Raw genomic sequence first — 21,631 nt, 5'->3', positions numbered from 1 at the left:
GTCGTGGTTCCGTGTCTTGTAAGTGTGGAGCATGTGGTGACTGCGACCCACCGCTGATACGGCTGTGAAGGTCGAGGGGGACCTGAGCAGACGTAAGGAAACGACGAAACACGCGGCGTTCCCGCGTGTGGGGGGAATGACTCATGACGTCGACGCCGACGGGCGCCCGGCAGGACTTCGACCCGTCCCAGACCACCCAGCTCAGGGTGCCTTCGCATCGGACCGGTGCGTTCCGCCGGATCAAGAAAACACTGCCCAAGTACGACTACGAGCACTACAGCAGACTGGCCGGCCCCCTCACGCAGCCCGATCCGGGCAAGCCGTACAGGGTGCAGTACCGCTCGTTGATCTCGCAGGAGCCGCACCGCATCAGGGTCGCGCTGATGCTCGCCGCCGCGCCGCTGCTCTCGCTGGTCCTGCTGGCCTGGCTGCTCCAGCCCGAGCACTGGACCGAGCGCGACTACCCGGCCTTCTCCTGGCTGCCCGCGCTCGACATCGTGATGCTCGTCTCGATCGGCCTGATCGAGTTCTTCCGGTGCATGAACGTGCTGTCGAACGCCCACGCCACCCTGGTCGCCCGCGACCCGATCCCGGTGGTGCCCGAGACCGGCACCAGAGTGGCCTTCCTCACCTCCTTCGTGCCCGGCAAGGAACCGCTGGAGATGGTGACGAAGACCCTGGAAGCCGCGGTGCGGATCCGCCACCGCGGCCTCATGCACGTCTGGCTGCTCGACGAGGGCGACGACCCGGCGGTCAAGGAGGTCTGCGAGCGCCTCGGCGTGCACCACTTCTCCCGCAAGGGCGTCGCGAAGTGGAACCAGGCCAAGGGCCCGCACCGCGCCAAGACCAAGCACGGCAACTACAACGCCTGGCTGGACGCGCACGGTGACAACTACGACTTCTTCGCCTCCGTCGACACCGACCACGTGCCGCTGCCGAACTACCTGGAGCGGATGCTCGGCTTCTTCCGCGACCCGAACATCGGCTTCGTCATCGGCCCGCAGGTCTACGGCAACTACGACAACTTCGTCACCAAGGCCGCCGAGTCGCAGCAGTTCCTCTTCCACGCGCTGATCCAGCGCGCCGGCAACCGCTACGGCTCGCCGATGTTCGTGGGTACGTCGAACGCCGTGCGCATCAAGGCGCTCAAGCAGGTCGGCGGCCTGTACGACTCGATCACCGAGGACATGGCCACGGGCTTCGAGATCCACCGCCACAAGAACCCGGCGACGGGCAAGAAGTGGCGCTCGGTCTACACCCCGGACGTGCTCGCGGTCGGTGAGGGCCCCAGCGCCTGGACGGACTTCTTCACCCAGCAGATGCGCTGGTCGCGGGGGACGTACGAGACGATCCTCAAGCAGTACTGGAAGGGCTGGTACTCGCTGCCGCCGAGCAAGCTCTTCAACTACACGATGATGATCATCTTCTACCCGATGTCCGCCCTCAACTGGATCCTCGCGGCACTGAGTTGCGCGCTGTTCCTGGGCCTGGGCGCCTCGGGTGTGAACATCGACCCGACCGTGTGGCTGATGCTCTACGGCAACGCCTCGGCGCTGCAGATCGGCCTGTACATCTGGAACCGCCGGCACAACGTCTCGCCGCACGAGCCGGAGGGCTCCGGCGGTGTGGCCGGCATGGTGATGTCCGCACTCTCCGCGCCGCTCTACGCGAAGGCGCTGATCGACTCCGTCCTGCGCCGCAAGAGCAAGTTCGTGGTCACGCCCAAGGGCGATTCGGCGAGCCCGGACCGGTGGTTCGGCACCTTCCGGTACCACTGGTACTTCATCGTGCTCTTCGGCGCCTCGATCGCCGCCGGATTCGTCTTCGGGCACTCGCACCCCGCGATGATCATCTGGGCGACGTTCGCCACGCTGATCACCGCGACGCCGATCTTCGCCTGGCGCCACATGCTGCGTCAGGAGAAGAAGAAGCCGGCCGTGCCCGAGCAGGAGCCGCAGGACGCGGCTCCGGTCGCCCACCAGCCCGCAGACCCCGCGGGGCCCGGGGGGCCCTACGAGCCGCAGCCGCTGCCCACGCAGCGCACGCCGGCCCAGCACGCCCCGCAGCCCAAGCCGAGCTGGGCCGCTTCGAACGGGACGGGCGACCAGACCATGCAGATCGCCCTTGGTGGACTTGGGGGACGTAAGGAATGAACGACCGTGCAGGCCGCCGCCGCGCCCGTCGACTCGCGATCGGCACGGCGGTGGTGCTCGCGCTGGCCGGGATGAACGGGCCGTGGCTCTACCGCTTCGGGACCGAGAAATACCACCAGTACCAAATCAACAAACCGGAGTACAAAGCCGAGAACGGCAAGTGGGACGTCATCGAGTTCCCGGAGGAGTACCGGCAGAACACCATCCACGCGGCGCTGCTGCGCACCGGCAAGGTGCTGCTCGTCGCGGGGTCGGGCAACAACCAGGACAACTTCGACGACAAGAAGTTCGACACCCGGATCTGGGACCCGATCAAGGGCACCATCAAGAAGGTCCCGACGCCCAAGGACCTGTTCTGCACCGGCCACACTCAGCTCGCCAACGGCAACCTGCTGATCGCCGGCGGCACCAAGCGGTACGAGAAGCTGAAGGGTGATGTCACCAAGGCCGGCGGCCTGATGATCGTCCACAACGAGAACCCGGACAAGCCGATCACCCTGCCCGCGGGTACCAAGTTCGTGGGCAAGGAGAACGGCAAGACCTTCGTGTCGAAGGACCCCGTCGTCGTCGAGCGGGCGACGAAGAAGTTCGACAAGGCGACCGGCAAGTTCCTCGGCAACACCCCGGGTCTGGGCCGTATCTACGTCGAGGCCCAGAAGAGCGGCGCCAAGTACGAGACCGGCACGCAGGACAACTACACCATCCAGGGTCTGTCCGGCGCCGAGGCCAAGAACACGTACGGCATCGCGCAGAAGCTCGCCCTCGACAAGAAGGACTTCCAGGGCATCCGGGACGCCTTCGAGTTCGACCCGATCGCCGAGAAGTACATCAAGGTCGACCCGATGAAGGAGGCCCGCTGGTACCCGACGCTCACCACCCTGAGCGACGGGAAGATCCTCAGCGTCTCCGGCCTCGACGACATCGGGCAGCTGGTCCCGGGCAAGAACGAGGTCTTCGACCCGGAGACCAAGAAGTGGACCTACCTGCCGAAGACCAGGCAGTTCCCGACGTACCCGGCGCTGTTCCTGATGCAGAACGGCAAGGTCTTCTACTCGGGTTCGAACGCGGGCTACGGGCCGGACGACGTGGGCCGCGAGCCGGGTGTCTGGGACGTGGACAGCAACAAGTTCACCAAGATTCCCGGGCTGAGCGACCCGAACCTGCTGGAGACGTCCGGGACCGTGCTGCTGCCGCCGGCGCAGGACGAGAAGTACATGGTGATCGGCGGTGGCGGGGTCGGCGAGTCCAAGCAGTCCAGCAACAAGACGCGGATCGTCGACCTGAAGGCGGACAGCCCGAAGTTCGTGGACGGGCCGACGCTGGAGAAGGGCACGCGGTACGCGCAGGCCTCGGTGCTGCCGGACGACACCGTGCTGGTGTCGGGCGGTTCGGAGGACTACCGCGGGCGCGGTGACTCCAACATCCTGCAGGCGCGGCTCTACCACCCGGACACCAACACGTTCGAGGAGGTCGCCGATCCGCTGGTGGGCCGGAACTACCACTCCGGGTCGCTGCTGCTGCCGGACGGTCGGGTGATGTTCTTCGGGTCGGACTCGTTGTACGCGGACAAGGCGAACACGAAGCCGGGGACGTTCGAGCAGCGGATCGAGATCTACACGCCGCCGTATCTGTACCAGGGTTCGCGACCGTCGCTCTCCGGGGGGCCGCAGACCATCGAGCGCGGTGAGTCGGGGACGTTCACCTCGCAGCACGCGTCGTCGATCAAGTCGGTGCGGTTGATCCGGCCGAGTGCGTCGACACATGTGACCGACGTGGATCAGCGGTCCATCGCGCTGGACTACAAGGTGTCCGGGAACAAGATCACGGTGACCGTGCCGAAGAGCAGGAACCTTGTTCAGTCGGGGTGGTACATGGTGTTCGTGAACGACGACCAGGGGACGCCGAGCAAGGCGCAGTGGGTGAAGGTGCCCTAGCAGGTGGCCCAGCGGCACAACGCACTTGGGGGCGCCCTCCGTCACGGAGGGCGCCCCCAGTCACGTAGCGGGGACTATCCGGAAGCCTTGGCCAGCTTCAGTGCGTAGTCCGCCCACCACTCGCCCGCCTTCGGGCCGCCCTTGCACTCGCCGTCCGACTCTCCCGGGCGCTTGACCCAGACGTACGCGTCCACCAAGGGGTCCGCCGTCTTGGTCGTCGGGGTCTCCCCCAGTGCCCGGCCCGGCGGGTTGCACCAGCGTTCGTCGGGGTTGCCGCCCGTGTAGGGGCCGTTGCCGTTGCGGCTGGTGTCGATGACGAAGGGCTTGTCGCCCACCTTCGAGGAGAGGTCCTTGCCGTAGGCGATGGAGTCCTTGGTGGAGTAGAAGTTGGAGACGTTGACGGAGAAGCCGTCGGCCTGGTCGATGCCCGCGCGCTGGAGGGGCTCGAAGATCTGGTCGGGGTGGCCCCAGCCGGCGTTGCCCGCGTCGAGGTAGACCTTGGTGTTCTTCAGGGCCTGGAGCTTGCCCACGGCCTCGGTGAGCAGGGCGTAGCGCTCCTCGTGGAACTCCTCGCCCGTGCAGCCGTCGACCAGGTGCAGCAGGGCGTCCGGCTCCAGGATCACCGTCGTCGAGCGGTCGCCGATGCCCTTGGCCACGCCGTCGATCCAGGTCCGGTAGGCGTCGCCGTCGGCGGCGCCTCCCTGCGAGTACTGGCCGCAGTCGCGGTGCGGGATGTTGTAGAGGACCAACAGGGCCGTGCGGTCGGCCTTCTCCGCGGCCTCGGTGAAGCCGCGTGCCTCCTGCTCCGGGTTCTCCACGCCGATCCACTCACCGGTCGGCTGCTCGGCGATCTTGCGGATCTGCTCGGCGTCCGACTTCTTGTCGGCCTTCTCGTAGGCGGCCACCTGCTCCGCCGCGTTGCCGTCCGGGTTGACCCAGAACGGGTCGGTCGCCTTGGGCTGTTGGGTGATCCCGGCGCCGGCGCCGTCGTTCTCCTTGTCCTCCCCGTCTCCCGATGAGGAACACCCCGCGATCAGCAGTGCCGCCCCCAGCACCACCGCCGCGGAAGCTCGTGTTCCAGCCCCCCTGCTGACGTACATCCAACTCCCCCTTGGGTGCACCGTTCCAAGTCTCAATCCTGACACACCCGTCGCGTCGACCACGAGGTCGTCCGAGCCTTGTCCGAGAGCTGTTACAGCACCGGTCGTCGAGGTACGCGCGCGGTCAACGAGCGGCTCGCGGACGACACCGAAGTGCGCCGGGAGTTGGAGAGGCCCTTCGACGAACCGTCGTAGTAACCGCTCACCACCCTGCCGGACTTCGCATCACCAGCGCGGATGACGGAGAGCCACCGTGCCGGGACTTGGCGTCAGACGACCCCTGGGCCCCAGCGCTCATCCGTTCTAGAGTCTCCTCATACGGCCCAAGCCCCCGGCCACTCAAGCCTCCCGCGCCGGCGCCGGGCTACTCCCGCAGCCCGTGCGCGCGCGGTTGAGGACCAGCCCGGTCGGCGGCTTCAGGGGGAGCGGGTCGCCGACCGGGCAGGTGCCGCCCGGAAGACGTCACTGTTCACCTCCAGGTCCGCGCCGACGGTGACTTCCTCCGCGGTGCGGGGACGTCGGGACCAGGCCGCGGGTACTCCTAGAGGCCCGTGCCCGTGAGGTACGCCGAGACGATCACGTTGGCCGTGTAGCTGCGGCTCGCCCGGTCGAAGCTGCCGCCGCAGGTGATCAGCCGCAGTTCGGCGCGTCCGGACTCGCGGGGACCGTACGCCTGCTGTGCGTCGAAGTCGTCGCGGGTGACGACCTGGACGTCGTCCACGGTGAACTCGGCGAGCTTGCCGTCGTCGCGGAGCACCCGGACCGTCTCGCCGGGCTTGAGGGAGCTGAGCTTGTAGAAGACGGCGGGCCGGGTCTCGGTGTCGACGTGCCCCACCATCAGCGCGGTCCCGGCCGCCCCCGGCTTGACGCCGCCCGCGTACCACCCCACGACCTCGGACCGGTCGAACGGCGGCGGCTCGATCGCCCCCGCCCCGTCGAGCCCCCGCGCCACCACCGGCGCCTGCACCCCGAGGAAGGGGATGTCGACGCGCTGCGGCACGGCCGCGCCGAGCGGCCGGTGTGCGGGCGGCAGCTCCACCTCGGGCGGCCGCCCGACCGCCGCCATGTCACCCGTGGTCGGCGCGGATATCCCTTGCCGTACGTCGGTCACCTCGCGCCCCCACAGCCACAGCCCGAGCAGCAGCACCGCCCAGGCCACGCCGGTCAGCAGACGGCCGGAGCCGGAGGAACGTTCGTGGTCGGACATGGCGGGTCAGCCCGTCCCGCGGCTCCGGCGGGTACTCCGGAGCACGACGGCCACCGCGGCGGCCGCGGCGAGGATCAGCCCGATCACGGCGTGCCCGGTACCGGGGCCGGCGGGCCTGGTCTCCTCGGCGGTGTTCACGGCGGCGAGGTGCGCGGTGCCGCCGCCACCCGCGTGCACGGGGGCGACCGGGGAGGCCGGGGCGGTGGGCTCAGGCGTCGGCCGGCCGGACTGCGAGGACTTCTCCACGACGGTCAGGGCGGCCGTGCGGTCGGTGCCGCCGCAGGTGACCTTCACGTCGTACGAGCCCGCCCTGAGCGAGGTGCGGATGCGGGTCTCGCCGATGAGCGTGCCGTCGGCGCCGGTGAGCCGGGCCTCCGCGACGAAGGCGGCGGAGACGGCCGTGGCGGTCGCGGCCGTGCAGCCGGAGACCCGCAGCGCGATGTCGGTACCGGGGGCGGGGGACGAGGGGGTCACCGCGATGCCCCCTCCGTCCGCCGCGTACGCCGCGGGGGTGAGGGCGGTGCCGAGCATCAGGCCGGTACAGAGAGTGAGACGTATGGAACGCATCGTGAACCTCCAGATACCTGGAGCCTCCCCCTCGGGCCGCGGCCCCGCATCCTCAGCGGGGCCGCACTGCTCCGAACGGGTCATGTTCCCGGCCGGTGGGGTTTCAGACCCGGTCGACGAGATCCGCGATCGAGTCCACGACCTTCGACGGCCGGTACGGGAAGTTCTCGACCTGCTCGGGCCGGGTCAGGCCGGTGAGCACCAGGAACGTCTGCATTCCGGCCTCCATGCCGGCCAGCACGTCGGTGTCCATCCGGTCGCCGATCATGGCGCTGGTCTCGGAGTGGGCGCCGATCGCGTTGAGGCCGGTCCGCATCATCAGAGGGTTCGGCTTGCCCGCGAAGTACGGCTGCCTGCCGGTCGCCTTGGTGATCAGCGCGGCGACGGCACCGGTCGCGGGGAGGGGGCCCTCGGTGGAGGGGCCGGTCTCGTCGGGGTTGGTGGCGATGAAGCGGGCGCCGGCCTCGATGAGCCGTACGGCCTTGGTCATGGCCTCGAAGGAGTACGTGCGGGTCTCGCCGAGGACGACGTAGTCGGGTTCGTGGTCGGTGAGGATGTACCCGATGTCGTGCAGCGCGGTGGTCAGGCCCGCCTCGCCGATGACGTACGCCGATCCGCCCGGCCGCTGGTCGTCCAGGAACTGGGCGGTGGCCAGGGCCGAGGTCCAGATGGATTCGACCGGCACGTCCAGACCCATGCGCCGCAGCCGGGCGTGCAGGTCGCGCGGGGTGTAGATCGAGTTGTTGGTGAGGACCAGGAAGGGCTTCCCGGACTCGCGCAGCCTCTTGAGGAAGGCGTCGGCGCCGGGGATCGGTACGCCCTCGTGGATGAGCACACCGTCCATGTCGGTGAGCCACGACTCGATGGGCCTGCGGTCTGCCATGTGCGGGATCTCCTGCCGTACGCATGCCGCATGTACGCGGTGCTGGGTGCGCCCCAGCCTAAACAGTGGCCGGATCTTGGGGAATGGCCAGTTTCTGCTGGGAAGGCGGAAGACCGGTTCAGCGGCGTCTGCGGGCCAGCACCAGGGCGCCGCCGGTGAGGAGCAGCAGGGCCGTGGCCACGAGGGCGGCGACCACGGGGAAGCCGGGGCGGCCGGTGCGGGCGAGTTCCTCGGCTTCGTCGGCGAAGGGGAAGCGGTCGGGGGTGGGTGCGGTGGGTGCCGTGGATTCGGAGGCCGGGCTGCGCTCCGGGGCCGGTCCGGTGTCGATGCCGAAGCGGTAGTCGTTGGACTGGCCGATCCAGTCGCCGTCGTCGTCGTGGCGTTGCACGACGGCCGCGTTGGCGGTGACCTCGTTCGGTACCGCGTCCGAGGTGACCGCGAGCCGGACCTTCACGGTGAGGGTCTTTCCGGGGCCGACGGTGAAGCCGGGGAAGCCGGCCTGCTCGTCGGCGAAGACGCCCACGAGTTCGTCGGCGTCGGTGCGCTCTAGGCGGACGGGGCGGGGGCGGGTGCCGCCCTGCGCTGTGCCGTCGTAGAACTCCAGGCGGGGCTGGGAGGGCTCGAGGGACCGCTCGTCGTCGGCGAGGACGACCACAGGGTGGATGTTCGTGCAGGTCCGGGTGGTGGTGTTGGTGAGGTCCAGGTACCAGGTGCCGTAACCGCCCCCGGCCTCGTAGGAGTCGGGGCCGCCGTGGATCCGGGTGGTCACCGGGAAGGCCCGGTCACCGGGGGTGGCGCAGGAGGAGTCGGCGTGCGCCGGTGTGGTCACGAGGGAGGCGGCGGCTGCGAGGCAGAGGGATGCGGATGCGGGCACGGGCATGAGCATGGGCAGTCGCATGAACACATGACCATGCCGGGTGGGGGTGGGGCGGCGACGGTGCCATGCCGGACGGGGCACCGATGGCGGCGGGATTCCGCCCGATTGGCGGGGGTGCGTGCGACGGGCGAGCAGGGCAGGCAGCCTGCGGGCAGCCAAGCCGCACAGACCGCGGAAAGTCGCCTGCCGTCCAGCCGCGGGCAGTCGCGCCACGCGGGCTGCGGCTGCGGCTGCGGCTGCGGGCTGCGGCTGCGGGCTGCCGTACCCATCAAGCTGCGCCCGCCCTCGCCCAACCGCGGGCGGTCAACCCGCCATCAGTCGCGCCACGCAGTCCGCGTGCAGTCGTGCAGTCGTGCCGTTGGGGCGGCTCCCGACCCGAAGAGGTGCCGCACCTCGTCAGCGCCCGGCTGCGCGACCCGCCCCGCTCGGTCACACCCGACCCGCGCGCACAAACGGGCCTGCGTCACCCGTCGCCCCGCCCGAACAGCGGCGCCAGCAGCAGCTGGGCCGCGCCTTCCGCGACCCCGCCGGGGGCGATCCGCACCGGCACCGGCATCACACCCCGGGCGCGGGCGTCGAGAACGATCGCGACCCCTCGTACGAAGGCATCCGGGGTCGCGGTGACCGTACGGCCGCCGAGCAGGACGAGGTCGATGTCCAGCAGTGCGACGAGGTTCGCGGCGCCCTCGCCCAGTACCCGCGCCGCCTCCGCGATCTCGCCGCGTGCCACCGCGCCCAGGCACAGGGTCTCGATGCAGCCCCGGTTCCCGCACTCGCAGCGCGGCCCGTCCAGTTGGAGAACCTGGTGGCCGAACTCCCCCGCGCCGGTCCGCGCCCCCCGGTGGACGGCCCCGCCGATCACGAGTCCGGCGCCGAGCCCCGTACTGAGGTGGAGATAGGCGAAGGACCCACCCCCGCCGCCGTGTCCCGCCACGGCCAGCCCGAGCGCCGCCGCGTTGGTGTCCTTGTCGACGACGACGGGCACCCCGAGCCGCTGTACCAGCGCGGACCTCAGCGGAAACCCGTCCCACTCGGGAAACCCGGTGACCCGGTGCAGCACGCCTCGGGCGTGGTCGAGAGGGCCGGGGAGGGCGACGCCGAGGCCGAGGAGGGAGGTGGCGTGGGCGAGCGGTGTGCCAGAGGCTTCGAGTCTCTCCGCCACCAAGCACTCGGCCTCTCGCGCCACCGCCCCCACCACGACCTCCGCACGCGCGCCCAGGTCCAGCGTGGCCCGGCGTTCGCCGACCACGGTCCCGATCAGGTCGACAAGGACCGCACGCAGTTCGTCGCGGTCCAGATGGACTCCGATCGCGTGTCCGGCCCCCGGCACCAGCCGCAGCACCGTGCGCGGCTTGCCGCCCGTCGACGCGCGCTGCCCGGCCTCCGCCGCCAGCCCCTCCTCCCGGAGCCGGGCGGTGATCTTGCTGACGGCCTGGGGGGTCAGGCCGGTCCGCTCGGCGAGTTCGAGGCGGCTGATGCCGTCCGAGCCCGCAGTGCGCAGCAGGTCGAGCACCAGCGCGGCGTTGTGGCTGCGCAGCGCGAGCAGATTGGCACCGCCGGACCCACTGGCTGACCCACTGCCGTACGTCCTGCCGTTCGTCCTGCCGTTCGTCCTGTTCACACCCCCATTGTCCCCCACGCTTGCACTTTGGCAACAGCGTTGCGAAAGTGGAGGACATGACTGGACGCAAGACTGCTGGTACCCCTCTCCGCGTGGGCCTCGTCGGCTACGGCCTCGCCGGCTCCGTCTTCCACGCCCCGCTGATCGCCGCCACCGAGGGCCTCGCCCTGGACACGGTGGTCACCTCGAACCCCGAGCGGCGGGAGCAGGCCCGCGCCGGGTTCCCGGACGTGCGCCTGGCCGCCGCGCCGGAGGAACTGTTCGACCGGGCCGACGAGCTGGACCTGGTCGTCGTCGCGTCCCCGAACAAGACGCACGTCCCGCTCGCCACCGCCGCCCTGAAGGCCGGCCTGCCCGTGGTCGTGGACAAGCCCGTCGCCGGTACGGCCGCCGAGGCGCGTGAGCTGGCGGCCCTCGCCGAGGAGCGCGGCCTGTTCCTGTCCGTCTTCCAGAACCGCCGCTGGGACAACGACTTCCTGACCCTGCGCAAGCTGCTCGCCGAGGGCGAGCTGGGCGACGTGTACCGCTTCGAGTCCCGCTTCGAGCGCTGGCGGCCGCAACTGAAGGGCGGCTGGCGGGAGTCCGGCGACCCGGCAGAGATCGGAGGTCTGCTCTACGACCTCGGCAGCCATGTCGTCGACCAGGCGCTGGTCCTCTTCGGCCCCGCCGCCTCCGTGTACGCCGAGTCGGACGTCCGCCGCCCTGGTGCGGAGACGGACGACGACACGTTCATCGCCATCACCCACACGAACGGCGTGCGGTCGCATCTGTACGCCTCCGCGACGACCGCCCAACTCGGCCCGCGCTTCCGGGTGCTGGGCTCGAAGGCGGGTTACGTGAAGTACGGCCTCGACCCGCAGGAGGCGGCCCTGCGAGAAGGCCGGCGCCCCGGGGCCGACTGGGGCCTGGAGCCCGAGGACCTGTGGGGCCGGGTCGGCGCTGGGGGTCCCCCCTCTGGGGGAGAGTCCCCGCAGACCGGCGGCGGCCGCCCCGAACCGACCCTTCCCGGCGACTACCCGGCTTACTATGCGGCCGTGGCCAGGGCCCTCGCCGACGGCGGTCCCAATCCGGTGACCGCGCTGGAGGCGGCCGCCGCCCTCGACGTACTGGAGGCGGCGCGCCGTTCGGCCCACGACGGAGTGGCGGTGTCGCTGTGACGAACAACAAGTCGCACAACCAGTCGCACAACCAGGAGATCACCCCGAAGTTCCAGCCGGAGCTCACCCCGCCCCTGGAGGAGCTGGAGGCACAGGAACGCCGTCTGGTCTTCCGCCGGTTCACCTACGACGACGCGTGGGCGCTGGGCTCCCTCATCGTCGACCTGGCCCGCGAGCGGCAGGCCCCCGTCGCCATCGACATCCACCGCGCGGGCCAGCAGCTCTTCCACGCGGCGCTGCCCGGTTCCGCCCCCGACAACGACGCCTGGATCGCCCGCAAGCGCCGGGTCGTGGAGCGCTACGGCTCCGCGTCCTACCTGGTCGGTGCACGCTTCCGCGCCAAGGGCACGACGTTCGAGGAGTCCTCCCGCCTGGATCCGGACGTGTACGCGGCCCACGGCGGCTCCTTCCCGATCAATGTGGAGGGCGCGGGCGTGATCGGCGCGGTGACGGTGTCGGGGCTGCCGCAGCTGCAGGACCACCGGTTCGTCGTAGAGGCGTTGGAGCAGTTCCTGGGGCAGTGACCGGGCCACTTGTCCGGTCACTGAGGGGAAGATCTCGGGGAACCCTCCGGTTGGCACCGCTGTACAGCACACCGACCGACCGGAGGGAACGCCCCATGAGTGACGCCTTGAAGGAATCCGTCGGGCGGTACGGCATCTGGAGCGTAGGCCTGCGCTCGGAGGATCCGTCCCGGAGCGGCGAAGTCGCCGAGACCGCAGCCGAGTTGGAGGAACTGGGCTACGGCGCGGTCTGGCTGGGCGGCAACAGCGCCGCCGCCAACGCCGTACCGCTGATCGAGGCGACCTCGACGCTCACCGTCGGCACCAGCATCCAGAGCATCTGGCAGCACGAGGCCGCCGACAGCGCGGCGAGCTTCGCCGAACTGGAGGCGGCCCGTCCCGGCCGCTTCCTGCTCGGCCTCGGGGTCAGCCACGCCAAGCTCGCGGACCAGTACCGCCGCCCGTACTCGGCCCTGGTCGCCTACCTGGACGCCCTGGACGCGGCGCACGCACCCGCGGACCGTCGCCTCCTGGCCGCACTGGGCCCGAAGACACTGGAGCTGGCGCGCGACCGGGCGGCGGGCTCGATCCCGTACCTGGTCACCCCCGAACACACCGCCCACGCCCGCGAGATCCTCGGCGAAGCCCCGCTCCTGGCACCCGAGTTGGCGGTGGTCCTGGAGTCGGACCCGACCCGCGCCCGCACGCTGGCCCGCGAGTTCCTCGCCCTGTACCTCGCCCTCCCGAACTACACGAACAACTTCCTGCGCCACGGCTTCACCGAGGACGACCTCACGAACGGCGGCAGCGACCGCCTGGTCGACGCGCTGTTCGCCTGGGGCGACGAGACGACGATCCGCGCCCGCGTCGACACGTTCTTCGAGGCGGGCGCGGACCATGTGGCGTTGCAGGTGGTGGACGGCGAGTCGCGGGACGCGCTGCCGAGGCAGGCATGGCGAACGCTGGCTTCTCTACTGGCGTGAGCCGACCGACTTCAGGGGCGCGGGGAACTGCGCGACCAGCCACGGACGGCCCGCAGCCGTCGAACAACCGCAGTCCCCGGCCCTCCCGGCGGAGCGTTCACGCGTCCTTGAACTCCTGCCGTTGCCGACCGAGCCCCTCGATCTCCAGCTCCACCACATCCCCGGCCCGAAGGAACGGCTTCGGCTCGGGCTCCCCCAGCGCGACACCCGCAGGCGTACCCGTGTTGATGACGTCACCGGGATACAAGGTCATGAACTGGCTGACGTACCGCACGACTTCACCCACGGGGAAGATCTGCTCAGCGGTCGTCCCGTCCTGCTTCAACTCCCCGTTGACCCACAGCTTCAGCGACAGATCCTGCGGATCGGGCACCTCGTCCGCCGTCACCAGCCAGGGCCCCAGCGGGTTGAACGTCTCGCAGTTCTTCCCCTTGTCCCAGGTCCCGCCCCGCTCGATCTGGAACTCCCGCTCGGACACGTCGTGTGCCACGGCATATCCGGCGACGCATCCGAGCGCCTCCTCCACGGACTCCGCATACCGAGCCGTACGTCCGATGACGACCGCCAGCTCGACCTCCCAGTCGGTCTTCACGGAGCCGCGAGGGACCAGCACCGTGTCGTAAGGCCCCACCACCGTGTCCGCGGCCTTGAAGAAGATCACCGGCTCGGAGGGCGGCTCGGCCCCCGTCTCCCGTGCGTGGTCGTGATAGTTCAGCCCGATGCACACGATCTTGCCGATCCGTGCGAGGGGCGGCCCGACACGCAGCCCGGCGGCATCCAGCGCGGGCAGCGAACCCGCGTCGACGGCGGCGCGGATCCGGCCGAGCGCCGCGTCGTCGGCGAGCAGCGGTCCGTCGATGTCCGGCACGACGCCGGACAGGTCCCGCAGGGTCCCCTCGGCGTCGAGCAGCGCGGGCCGCTCCGATCCCGCCGTACCGACTCGCAGCAGCTTCATGATCACAGTCTCCCTCGATCGCGGTCGCCGCCCGACGGGTGCAGCCATCGGATGACTGGCCGATCCTCCAAGCTCGGCGTCCGGTCCGCAATACCCGGTTCACGGACTGGACCTGGAGCCGACCGGGAACCGGTCGGTGCCCGGCCGGGAACCGACCGGGAGCCCCCGGGACTCAGCGGTAGAGCACCGCCCGCTCCACCGCGCTCCACGTCGTGCTGGTCACCACGTACAGGGCGGCGGCCAGCGGCACCACCGCCACGGTGAAGAGCGTGAAGAAGGACATGAACGGCATGACCTTGGTCATCGCGCCCGCCCCGGGCACCGGCCCCCCGTCCCCGACCGGCATCGCCGGATTCGCGGCCATCATGCGCTTCGTACGGCGGAAGTTGAAGGCGGCCACCACGGCGACGAACACGAACAGCGTGACGTACACGAGGCCGGCGGCCCCGAACAGCCCGCCGTCGCCGAGCGCGTCCGCCCAGCGGTCGCCGAGGGGTGCGGCGAACAGCTGGTGGGAAAGGAGTTCGTTCGCCTTTCCGCCGATCTCCGTGTTCGAGAACAGGTGGTAGAGGAGGAAGAACGCGGGCAGCTGGAACAGGCTCGGCATACAGCCCGACAGCGGCGACACCTTCTCCTCGGCGTGCAGCTCCATCACGGCCTTCTGGAGCTTCTCGGGGTTCTTCGCGTGCTTCTTCCTGAGCTCCGCGACCTTCGGCTGGAGCGCGACCCGGGCCTTCTGTCCGCGCGCGGCGGCCCTGGACAGGGGATGCACGAGGAGTCGTACGAACGCGGTGAACAGGACGATCGCGGCGGCGGCCGCGGTGGCTCCGAACAGCGGCTGGAGCAGGTCGGCCAGGTGCCGGACCAGATCGGCGAAAACGGACATGGGTGAGCCCTCCGTGGGTCTCGTCGTGCCGGGGTGATGAGGACGGCATGACGACCCGCGCGGGGTCGGACTCGTGAAGGAGGGTGCCCTACGCGGCGGTCGTCGGGAGGGCGTGACCCGGCGCTCGGGGCCGTGTGCGCCCCTTCGCGTCGGGGTCGCGTTGGGGCAGGAACGCCGTACGGCGGTCGCGGTCGCGGATGGCCGTACGCACCCGGGTGGGCGGCACGGCGAGCGCGGAGCGCGAGGCGACGAGCGAGCAGGCGGCGAAAGCGGAGCCGGCCGCGGCGGTCGCGGCGAGCGCGACGGTGGCGGAGAGGCTGCCGGCGTCGAGCAGCACGACGTCGAGGAAGAGGATCAGCAGGAGGACGGCGGGGCGTAGTTTCGCCAGACTACGGATCATGCTCGGCCCCTCCTCTCGATTCCACTTGATCGTCCGGGACGCCGCGAACGTCTCGCGCATCTCGTACGGCTGCTTGTCCTGCCCTCGGTTATACCTGATCGGTCTCGATCGGCCGTACCTGATCGGTCTCGGTCAGCCGTCCCTGATCGGTCTCGATCGGCTGCAACAGCCGCTTCGGCTTGAGCAGCACCCGTGGGGGTAGCTCGCGAGCGGGCGTGAGTCTTTGCCACGAGGGCTTTGCCCCTGCGCCTAGCGGGGCCTCATCGAGATGAGCCGGCCCCAGACCACCAGCCGGTACTTGGAGGTGTACTCCGGAGTGCAGGTGGTGAGGGTGAGGTAGTACCCGGGGTCGGTGTAGCCGTGGGCGGGGTGGACGGTGGAACGCGGGACGGGCCGGATCACGCCGCCGTCACCGGCCGAGGTCTGCGGAAGGGTGGCGTCGACGGCGTACGTGTAGACCGCGCTCCTGGTCTCCACCTGGACGGTGTCCTTCGGCCGCAGCCGGTTGATGTACCGGAAAGGCTCGCCGTGGGTGTTGCGGTGCCCGGCGAGCGCGAAGTTCCCGGCCCGGCCGGGCTGCCCGGTGCCGGGGTAGTGGCCGACGTATCCCTTGTTGAGGACCCTGCCCTTGCTGATGCCTTCGGCGACGGGGACGCGGAGGTGGAGGCGGGGGATGGTGAGGATGGCGTAGGCGCGGGACCAGTCGGGGCGCGGGGAGCCGGAAGACCTCTCCGGCGAGGCGGACGGGACGGTCGTACCGGACTCGGCGGACGTACCGCGATCGACGGCCGTCGGTGAATCGGCGGCTCCTGTACCGCCCCCACCTCCACCCACACCGCCACCGCCACCGCTCCCGTCCCACTCCCGCTCCAGGGCCCGTACCTCCCGCTCGGCCCCCTCCCTGGCCTCCCGGTTGGTCCACCACAGCTGATGGACGACGAGGAGCAGGAGTACGACGCCGACGCTGACGAGGGTCTCCCCGCCGGTCCACAGCAGGCGCCGCCGGAGGGCACGGCGCCGCAGGGAGCTGTGCCGTACGACGGGAACGCGCATCCGCACACCGCCTCCTCCCGGGCCGCCCGCACGATAAAGGGCGGTGCTTCAAGTCACCAGACCCTTCGCCCGTCCGCGCGTCCACCCTTCGCCCCGTCCGCGCGTCCACCCGTCTCCACGTCCGCGCGCCCACCCGTCCACCCGTCTCCGCGTCCCGTCTTCATGCCGCTTGGTCAACGGCTTGTTCGGCCCCTCGCACACCTTCCTCCATCGGTTTGGAAAAGGGCTGTCGCAACCCTCGACAACCCCACACGCCACACCCGATGCTTCCTCGTGGCATAAACGGGACTGGCCACGACACCGGTTCAGGGACCGGCCGTCGATTGAATCGGAGAAGCCATGATCCGACGTAGAACACTGCTCACAGCCGCGGGCGGGACGCTCCTCGGCAGCGCCCTGGCGACGGGCACCGCACGCGCGGACGCCACGATCGCCGTTAACCCCGGCACCTCGTACGGCACTTGGGAGGGCTGGGGCACCTCCCTGGCCTGGTGGGCCAACGTGTTCGGCGCGCGGGACGACTTCGCCGACGCCTTCTTCACCACCAAGTCGGTGTCGTACAACGGGACGACACTCCCCGGCCTCGGCCTGAACATCGCCCGCTACAACCTGGGCGCGTGCAGCTGGAACAGCGTGGGCGGCACGACGATGGTCGAGTCCCCGAACATCCCGGCCTTCAAGCAGATCGAGGGCTTCTGGCAGGATTGGAACAACGAGGACCCGACCTCCTCGGCGTGGGACTGGACGGCGGACGCCAACCAGCGGGCGATGCTGGTGAAGGCGACACAGCGGGGCGCGGTCAGCGAGCTCTTCGCCAACTCCCCGATGTGGTGGATGTGCCTGAACCACAACCCCTCGGGCGCCTCCGGCGGCGGCAACAACCTCCAGTCCTGGAACTACCGCCAGCACGCCTCCCACCTGGCCGCGACCGCCCTCTACGCCAAGAACAACTGGGGCGTGAACTTCTCGACCGTCGACCCCTTCAACGAGCCGGCCTCGTCCTGGTGGACCTCCACCGGAACGCAAGAGGGCTGCCACATGGACCCCGCGGTCCAGGCGGCCGTACTCCCCTACATGCGCAGTGAGTTGGACAAGCGCGGCCTCACCGGCCTGCGCGTCTCCGCCTCCGACGAGACGAACTACGACACCGCCCGCTCCACCTGGGCCTCCTTCAACTCCTCCACGAAGGCCCTGGTCAACCAGGTCAACGTGCACGGCTACCAGGGCTCAGGCGGCCGCAGGGACCTGCTGTACACGGACGTGGTCACGACATCCGGCAAGAAGCTCTGGAACTCGGAAACGGGCGACAGCGACGGCACGGGCCTCACCATGGCGTCGAACCTCTGCTACGACTTCCGCTGGCTCCACCCCACCGCCTGGGTCTACTGGCAGGTCATGGACCCGTCGACGGGCTGGGCGATGATCGCGTACGACCAGAGCACACTCCAGCCGACGACGGTCCAGACGAAGTACTACGTCATGGCGCAGTTCAGCCGCCACATCCGCCCGGGAATGCGGATCCTCGACACGGGAGTCAGCTACGCGGCGGCGGCCTACGACGCGAGCGCGAAGCGTCTGGTGATCGTGGCCGTGAACACGTCCACGTCAGCCCAGACCCTCACCTTCGACCTCTCCCGCTTCACCACGGTGACCGGCGGCTCGGGCGGCCTGGTCCCGCGCTGGAACACGGTCACGACGGGCGGGGACAAGTACACGGCGTACTCGAACACGTTCCTGAGCGGGAAGACCGTGGCCGTTCCCTTCGCGGCGAAGGCCGTGCAGACGTTGCAGATCGACGGGGTGACGATCTAGAACGGACGTTCACACCTCCGGGGTCCCGGGGCCCCGGGACCCCCAGGGCTTCCGGGGCTTCCGGTACTCCGGCACCCCCGGGAAGGACACCCCGCCCGTGCTCACGTCCGTTGCCACCGAGTGGCTGTGGCTGATGGCAGCCACAGCCACCGTCGTCCACTGCTCCGCCATGGCGAGCTGGGTCCCCGTCCAGAGATTCTGGAACGTGTACCCCTTCATCTGGGTTCTGTGCCTGGCCGGCATGATCGCCGTCGGCCAGGCACAGGGCTTCTCCCTGGCCGCCATGCTCGTCGGGTACGCGTTCGCCCTCATCGGCCTCACTGTCGGGATGTTCCCGAGCCGCAAGCTGCTGAGGAGGTGGAGCACCGAGATCAACGCCGGCGAGACCCACGAGACGTACGACTACCCGCGCTCCCACCTCACGTTCTGCGTCGTCATCACGGTCGTCATGTTGTTCGCCGCGTTCGCACTGACCCGCTGATCGGCCGCTCCCCGCTCCGGCGGACGTGCGAGACGTGCGAGACGTGCGAGACGTACGAGACGTACGGGGAACGAGCCGGAAAGCGTAGAAGGCACCAGAAGGTGTCGGAAGGCATGGGAAGGCGTCGAAGGCGTCGAAGGTGTCGGAAGGCACCGGAAGCCCCTCCGCCGAACCGCCGATCCGCTCGCTGGCCTGGGGATACCTCTCCCTTTGTCGCGGCCCGGCAGTACGGTGTCATTCATGCGCCCCGACACGCCCGCCGAAAACGTCGACCACACCGCCGAAGCCGCCCGCCTCGAGCGGACCGCCGGCCTGTATCCCGAGGACGCCGAAGCCCTGCTCCTGCAGGCCGCGGCCCACCTGGAACTCGCCGGCGACCGCCCCGCCGCGAGCACGCTCTACGACCGCCTCCTGGCGTCACCGGAGGGCTTGGAGAATCCCTTTCTCGTACGAGCCCTGAAAGCCTCGAACCTCTGGGAGTACGGCCACGAGGCCGAGGCCAGGGCGATCATCGAGGGCGTCCGGGCGGCTTCCCCGCGCGACGCGGCCCCGTGGGTGATCGTGGCCGAGGCCCTGGAGGCGCACGACGAGCTGGAGGCGGCGCAGGAGACGTTCACGGAGGGGGTACGGCTGCTCCTCCCGGAGGACGCGCAGCCCCCGTACTCGACGCATCCTCTCCTGTTCGGCCGCCACCGGGTCCGCCGCATGCTGGGCGTCGGCCACGACGACTGGGACGTACTGGCGGACACCCTGCACTCCTCCCCCGTCTCCCTGGACGAACTCCACGACCCCAAGCGCGTCTGGTCCCTGGGCTCGGACAACCCGGCGGAGCTGGAGGCGGAGATCTCACGGCTGCGAGCAGAGCTCGGCACCTACCGCGAGGCCCTGTCCCGCCCGTTCCCGGTGGCGGTACTGCACTGGCCGGCGGACGAGCTGACGGAACTGCTGTCCGCCTACCCGTCGCTGGAGGCGGAGTACCCGTCCCACGAGGAGCACCTCGCGACGATAGAGGCCTCACTGCGCGAACTGGCGTCGTCCGGCACGCCGAACCTGGGCATCGTGACCGGGACCGTCCCGTCGTACGAGGCGTTCGCGGCGTCGGAGGGGACATCGCCGGGGGATGTGGCGCTGCTGCCGCAGTACGCGACGACGTTGGCGGCGCGGGGGCGGGCGGTGGCTTGGCCGCCGCAGCGGGGGGCGGTTTGCTGGTGTGGGTCGGGCAGCACGTACGCGACATGCCACGGAGCCCCGAACGCCTGACGTCGGCGGCGTCCCGCCTCGTCGGGTTCGCTCCCTGAAGCGCGTTGCGGAATGGAAGTTCCCATTCCTTCCGTTCCCACTATTCCTCCACAACTTGCACGCGCTAACGTCACATGCGACCAGCTGAACTGGCATGCCCGCGCGCATCTCGGGCATGTCCCGGCCCACGAGGGACACCTGCATGCCGCCCTACCAGCCTTCTTCGGACTGGCAGTTCGACGTACCCACCAGCGGAAGCAAGCGGCTCCCGCCGGCGGCCAGGTCGTTCGAATCGCTTGCGCACCAGGGCTACGGCTTCGAGGCGGCCATTGCCGACCTGATCGACAACTCGATCGACGCAGGAGCCCACAACGTCGTCGTGAGCTTCCTGCGGGACACCGGTGAGCGCGGCAGCCGAGACCGTCTCGTCGGCCTGCTCGTCATCGACGACGGTCATGGCATGGACGATGCGAGCCTGGACACCGCAATGACCGTCGGCGGGCGCGAGAGGTACGCCACCGGCTCCCTCGGGTACTTCGGCGCCGGCCTGAAGGCCGCCTCGCTCTCGCACGCCGATGCGCTCACCGTGATCAGCCGGACCAAGCGCAGCCCGTCGACCGGCCGCCGCTGGCTCACCGCCCGCGCGCAGGCCGACTTCACCTGCGACATCGTCGATGCGACGTACTGCCAAAACCTGGTCGACCGTTACGACGGCGTCATCGGCTGGCACGGCACGATCGTGCGCTGGGACCAGGTCCGCGCGTTCGAGACCATCACAGCCGGGCAGACCGACCGCTACCTGAATGACGCGATCGAACGGCTCGAGACCCACCTCGGTCTCTATCTCCACCGCTTCCTCGCCCGCGACGGCTTCCACGTCGACATCGTCGTCGAGGACGTCCACACCCAGGAGGAGCTGGACCACCGGGGCGTGGAGCCCATCGACCCCTTCGGCTACCGCGTTCCGGGCCGCGCCGGTTTTCCCCGTACGTACGTCGCGCCCGTCGAGGGCGTCGGCGATGTCGCGCTCACCGCGCACATATGGCCGCCCAAATCGCCGCTCGTCGCCTACCGAGGCATCGGTCCGCTCGCCGAGCGCCAGGGCTTCTACCTCTACCGCAACGACCGACTCGTTCAAGCCGGTGGCTGGAACGACACGCGCAGCCCGGAGGGCCACCTCGCCCTCGCCCGGATCGCCGTGGACCTGCCGCCCGAGCCCAACGACGTGTTCGCCCTGACCGTCAAGAAGGACGGCGTCCAGGTCACACCGGCGTTCGCCCGAGGGCTTGAGAGGGCGGCCGACCAGACGACCGGCCATTCCTTCGCCGAGTACGTCCACGAGGCCGAGGCGACCTACCGCGAAGCCGCCAAGCGGCGTACCGAGGTCAAGCGCATGGCCGTCATCCCGCCCGGCAAGGGCATCGATCCGAAGCTGAAGCGGATGCTGCGGGACGAACTGCCGCAGTTGGAGGGCGATGACCCCATCACCTTCATCTGGGCCAAGCTCGACGTGCCGCCCGGCGTCGACTCTGCCGAACTGCTCTTCACGATCGACCACAAGGAACGCCTGGTCGTCCTCAACAAGGACTACCGGCACGCCTTCAACGGCGGCCGACGCGGGGGCTCCAACGACGCTCCGGTCCTCAAAGGCCTTCTCTATCTGATGCTCAACGAGATCTTCCAGAAGGAGCGGGTCTGGGCCAACCAGACCGACAAGGTCGCCCTGTGGAACAGCGTGCTCGTCACCGCGGTACGGGCCGAACTCGCCCGCTCCGAGGGTTAGCCCACTCGTCTCCCCCCGCATCTTCCCGTACGCCAGA

The 21,631-nt window shown here is 69.9% G+C and carries 19 protein-coding genes; 9 read left to right on the top strand and 10 right to left on the bottom strand.

Annotated features, from left to right (window positions below; all coding sequences use genetic code 11):
• Positions 1–143 precede the first annotated feature (143 nt).
• Both ADK57_RS18575 and ADK57_RS18570 read left to right on the top strand, forming a co-directional pair.
• On the top strand, positions 144–2,153 hold the full coding sequence (locus ADK57_RS18575; protein WP_053750591.1) for a glycosyltransferase family 2 protein: 2,010 nt from the start codon (positions 144–146) through the stop codon (positions 2,151–2,153).
• On the top strand, positions 2,150–4,087 hold the full coding sequence (locus ADK57_RS18570; protein ID WP_053750590.1) for a kelch motif-containing protein: 1,938 nt from the start codon (positions 2,150–2,152) through the stop codon (positions 4,085–4,087). Before ADK57_RS18575 ends, ADK57_RS18570 begins: the two co-directional genes overlap by 4 nt.
• 74 nt (positions 4,088–4,161) lie before the next feature.
• On the opposite strand, the gene ADK57_RS18565 is transcribed toward ADK57_RS18570, so the two are convergent.
• From ADK57_RS18565 to ADK57_RS18540, 6 genes are all read right to left on the bottom strand, one after another.
• Positions 4,162–5,187, bottom strand: coding sequence for a glycoside hydrolase family 6 protein (locus tag ADK57_RS18565; RefSeq protein WP_053750589.1), 1,026 nt, complete (start codon positions 5,185–5,187; stop codon positions 4,162–4,164).
• A 541-nt stretch (positions 5,188–5,728) separates the two neighbouring features.
• The gene (locus tag ADK57_RS18560) at positions 5,729–6,394 is read right to left on the bottom strand and encodes a class F sortase (protein WP_053750588.1); all 666 of its coding nucleotides are present in this window, start codon (positions 6,392–6,394) and stop codon (positions 5,729–5,731) included.
• Between the two features lie 6 nt (positions 6,395–6,400).
• A complete protein-coding gene (locus ADK57_RS18555; RefSeq protein WP_053750587.1) occupies positions 6,401–6,961 on the bottom strand; it encodes a hypothetical protein in 561 nt (186 codons plus the stop codon).
• Positions 6,962–7,064: 103 nt separating this feature from the next.
• The gene (locus ADK57_RS18550) at positions 7,065–7,844 is read right to left on the bottom strand and encodes an HAD-IIA family hydrolase (RefSeq protein WP_053750586.1); all 780 of its coding nucleotides are present in this window, start codon (positions 7,842–7,844) and stop codon (positions 7,065–7,067) included.
• A gap of 118 nt (positions 7,845–7,962) precedes the next feature.
• Complete coding sequence (locus ADK57_RS18545) at positions 7,963–8,724, bottom strand: hypothetical protein (protein ID WP_234390291.1); 762 nt, start codon at positions 8,722–8,724, stop codon at positions 7,963–7,965.
• Positions 8,725–9,184: 460 nt separating this feature from the next.
• The gene (locus tag ADK57_RS18540) at positions 9,185–10,342 is read right to left on the bottom strand and encodes an ROK family transcriptional regulator (protein WP_053750584.1); all 1,158 of its coding nucleotides are present in this window, start codon (positions 10,340–10,342) and stop codon (positions 9,185–9,187) included.
• A gap of 56 nt (positions 10,343–10,398) precedes the next feature.
• On the opposite strand from ADK57_RS18540, the gene ADK57_RS18535 reads away from it, so the two are divergent.
• The 3 genes from ADK57_RS18535 (at position 10,399) to ADK57_RS18525 (ending at position 12,985) form a co-directional block, all read left to right on the top strand.
• Complete coding sequence (locus tag ADK57_RS18535) at positions 10,399–11,499, top strand: Gfo/Idh/MocA family oxidoreductase (RefSeq protein ID WP_053750583.1); 1,101 nt, start codon at positions 10,399–10,401, stop codon at positions 11,497–11,499.
• Positions 11,496–12,023: a heme-degrading domain-containing protein gene (locus ADK57_RS18530; RefSeq protein ID WP_053750582.1), complete on the top strand. Its 528-nt coding sequence runs from the start codon at positions 11,496–11,498 to the stop codon at positions 12,021–12,023. The genes ADK57_RS18535 and ADK57_RS18530 overlap by 4 nt, the downstream gene beginning before the upstream one ends.
• A 95-nt stretch (positions 12,024–12,118) precedes the next feature.
• Positions 12,119–12,985: an LLM class F420-dependent oxidoreductase gene (locus ADK57_RS18525; protein ID WP_053750581.1), complete on the top strand. Its 867-nt coding sequence runs from the start codon at positions 12,119–12,121 to the stop codon at positions 12,983–12,985.
• A gap of 97 nt (positions 12,986–13,082) precedes the next feature.
• On the opposite strand, the gene ADK57_RS18520 is transcribed toward ADK57_RS18525, so the two are convergent.
• From ADK57_RS18520 to ADK57_RS18505, 4 genes are all read right to left on the bottom strand, one after another.
• Positions 13,083–13,940, bottom strand: a complete 858-nt coding sequence (locus tag ADK57_RS18520) for a fumarylacetoacetate hydrolase family protein (protein WP_053750631.1) — start codon at positions 13,938–13,940, stop codon at positions 13,083–13,085.
• Positions 13,941–14,112: 172 nt separating this feature from the next.
• On the bottom strand, positions 14,113–14,826 hold the full coding sequence (locus tag ADK57_RS18515) for a YidC/Oxa1 family membrane protein insertase (protein ID WP_053750580.1): 714 nt from the start codon (positions 14,824–14,826) through the stop codon (positions 14,113–14,115).
• Between the two features lie 88 nt (positions 14,827–14,914).
• A complete protein-coding gene (locus tag ADK57_RS18510; RefSeq protein WP_053750630.1) occupies positions 14,915–15,226 on the bottom strand; it encodes a DUF6412 domain-containing protein in 312 nt (103 codons plus the stop codon).
• 249 nt (positions 15,227–15,475) lie between these two features.
• A complete protein-coding gene (locus tag ADK57_RS18505; RefSeq protein WP_053750579.1) occupies positions 15,476–16,279 on the bottom strand; it encodes a class E sortase in 804 nt (267 codons plus the stop codon).
• Between the two features lie 339 nt (positions 16,280–16,618).
• On the opposite strand from ADK57_RS18505, the gene ADK57_RS18500 reads away from it, so the two are divergent.
• The 4 genes from ADK57_RS18500 to ADK57_RS18485 all read left to right on the top strand — a co-directional run bounded on the left by ADK57_RS18500 (position 16,619) and on the right by ADK57_RS18485 (position 21,594).
• Positions 16,619–18,091 (top strand): beta-1,6-galactanase, encoded by a 1,473-nt coding sequence (locus ADK57_RS18500; protein WP_053750578.1) that lies wholly within the window; start codon positions 16,619–16,621, stop codon positions 18,089–18,091.
• Between the two features lie 97 nt (positions 18,092–18,188).
• Positions 18,189–18,572, top strand: coding sequence for a hypothetical protein (locus tag ADK57_RS51295; protein ID WP_234390287.1), 384 nt, complete (start codon positions 18,189–18,191; stop codon positions 18,570–18,572).
• 240 nt (positions 18,573–18,812) lie between these two features.
• The gene (locus ADK57_RS18490) at positions 18,813–19,832 is read left to right on the top strand and encodes an SEC-C domain-containing protein (RefSeq protein WP_053750577.1); all 1,020 of its coding nucleotides are present in this window, start codon (positions 18,813–18,815) and stop codon (positions 19,830–19,832) included.
• A gap of 181 nt (positions 19,833–20,013) precedes the next feature.
• Entirely contained in the window at positions 20,014–21,594 is a 1,581-nt protein-coding gene (locus tag ADK57_RS18485) for an ATP-binding protein (protein ID WP_053750628.1), read from the top strand.
• The last annotated feature ends 37 nt before the right edge of the window (positions 21,595–21,631 follow it).

The organism is Streptomyces sp. MMG1533 (genome assembly GCF_001279775.1).
In the GTDB taxonomy this organism is placed as follows: domain Bacteria; phylum Actinomycetota; class Actinomycetes; order Streptomycetales; family Streptomycetaceae; genus Streptomyces.
The sequence above is the reverse complement of the archived record's forward strand: the minus strand, read 5'-3'. Positions and strand labels throughout refer to the sequence as shown.

What these genes read in the sequence shown, in the direction of transcription:
- ADK57_RS18575 (WP_053750591.1), top strand. Translation starts at nt 144, where the DNA reads ATGACGTCGACGCCGACGGGCGCCCGGCAGGACTTCGACCCGTCCCAG.
- ADK57_RS18560 (WP_053750588.1), bottom strand. Translation starts at nt 6,394, where the DNA reads ATGTCCGACCACGAACGTTCCTCCGGCTCCGGCCGTCTGCTGACCGGC.
- ADK57_RS18565 (WP_053750589.1), bottom strand. Translation starts at nt 5,187, where the DNA reads ATGTACGTCAGCAGGGGGGCTGGAACACGAGCTTCCGCGGCGGTGGTG.
- ADK57_RS18525 (WP_053750581.1), top strand. Translation starts at nt 12,119, where the DNA reads ATGAGTGACGCCTTGAAGGAATCCGTCGGGCGGTACGGCATCTGGAGC.
- ADK57_RS18520 (WP_053750631.1), bottom strand. Translation starts at nt 13,940, where the DNA reads ATGAAGCTGCTGCGAGTCGGTACGGCGGGATCGGAGCGGCCCGCGCTG.
- ADK57_RS18550 (WP_053750586.1), bottom strand. Translation starts at nt 7,844, where the DNA reads ATGGCAGACCGCAGGCCCATCGAGTCGTGGCTCACCGACATGGACGGT.
- ADK57_RS18535 (WP_053750583.1), top strand. Translation starts at nt 10,399, where the DNA reads ATGACTGGACGCAAGACTGCTGGTACCCCTCTCCGCGTGGGCCTCGTC.
- ADK57_RS18545 (WP_234390291.1), bottom strand. Translation starts at nt 8,724, where the DNA reads ATGCCCGTGCCCGCATCCGCATCCCTCTGCCTCGCAGCCGCCGCCTCC.
- ADK57_RS18485 (WP_053750628.1), top strand. Translation starts at nt 20,014, where the DNA reads ATGCCGCCCTACCAGCCTTCTTCGGACTGGCAGTTCGACGTACCCACC.
- ADK57_RS18515 (WP_053750580.1), bottom strand. Translation starts at nt 14,826, where the DNA reads ATGTCCGTTTTCGCCGATCTGGTCCGGCACCTGGCCGACCTGCTCCAG.
- ADK57_RS18505 (WP_053750579.1), bottom strand. Translation starts at nt 16,279, where the DNA reads ATGCGCGTTCCCGTCGTACGGCACAGCTCCCTGCGGCGCCGTGCCCTC.
- ADK57_RS18570 (WP_053750590.1), top strand. Translation starts at nt 2,150, where the DNA reads ATGAACGACCGTGCAGGCCGCCGCCGCGCCCGTCGACTCGCGATCGGC.
- ADK57_RS18510 (WP_053750630.1), bottom strand. Translation starts at nt 15,226, where the DNA reads ATGATCCGTAGTCTGGCGAAACTACGCCCCGCCGTCCTCCTGCTGATC.
- ADK57_RS18555 (WP_053750587.1), bottom strand. Translation starts at nt 6,961, where the DNA reads ATGCGTTCCATACGTCTCACTCTCTGTACCGGCCTGATGCTCGGCACC.
- ADK57_RS18490 (WP_053750577.1), top strand. Translation starts at nt 18,813, where the DNA reads ATGCGCCCCGACACGCCCGCCGAAAACGTCGACCACACCGCCGAAGCC.
- ADK57_RS18500 (WP_053750578.1), top strand. Translation starts at nt 16,619, where the DNA reads ATGATCCGACGTAGAACACTGCTCACAGCCGCGGGCGGGACGCTCCTC.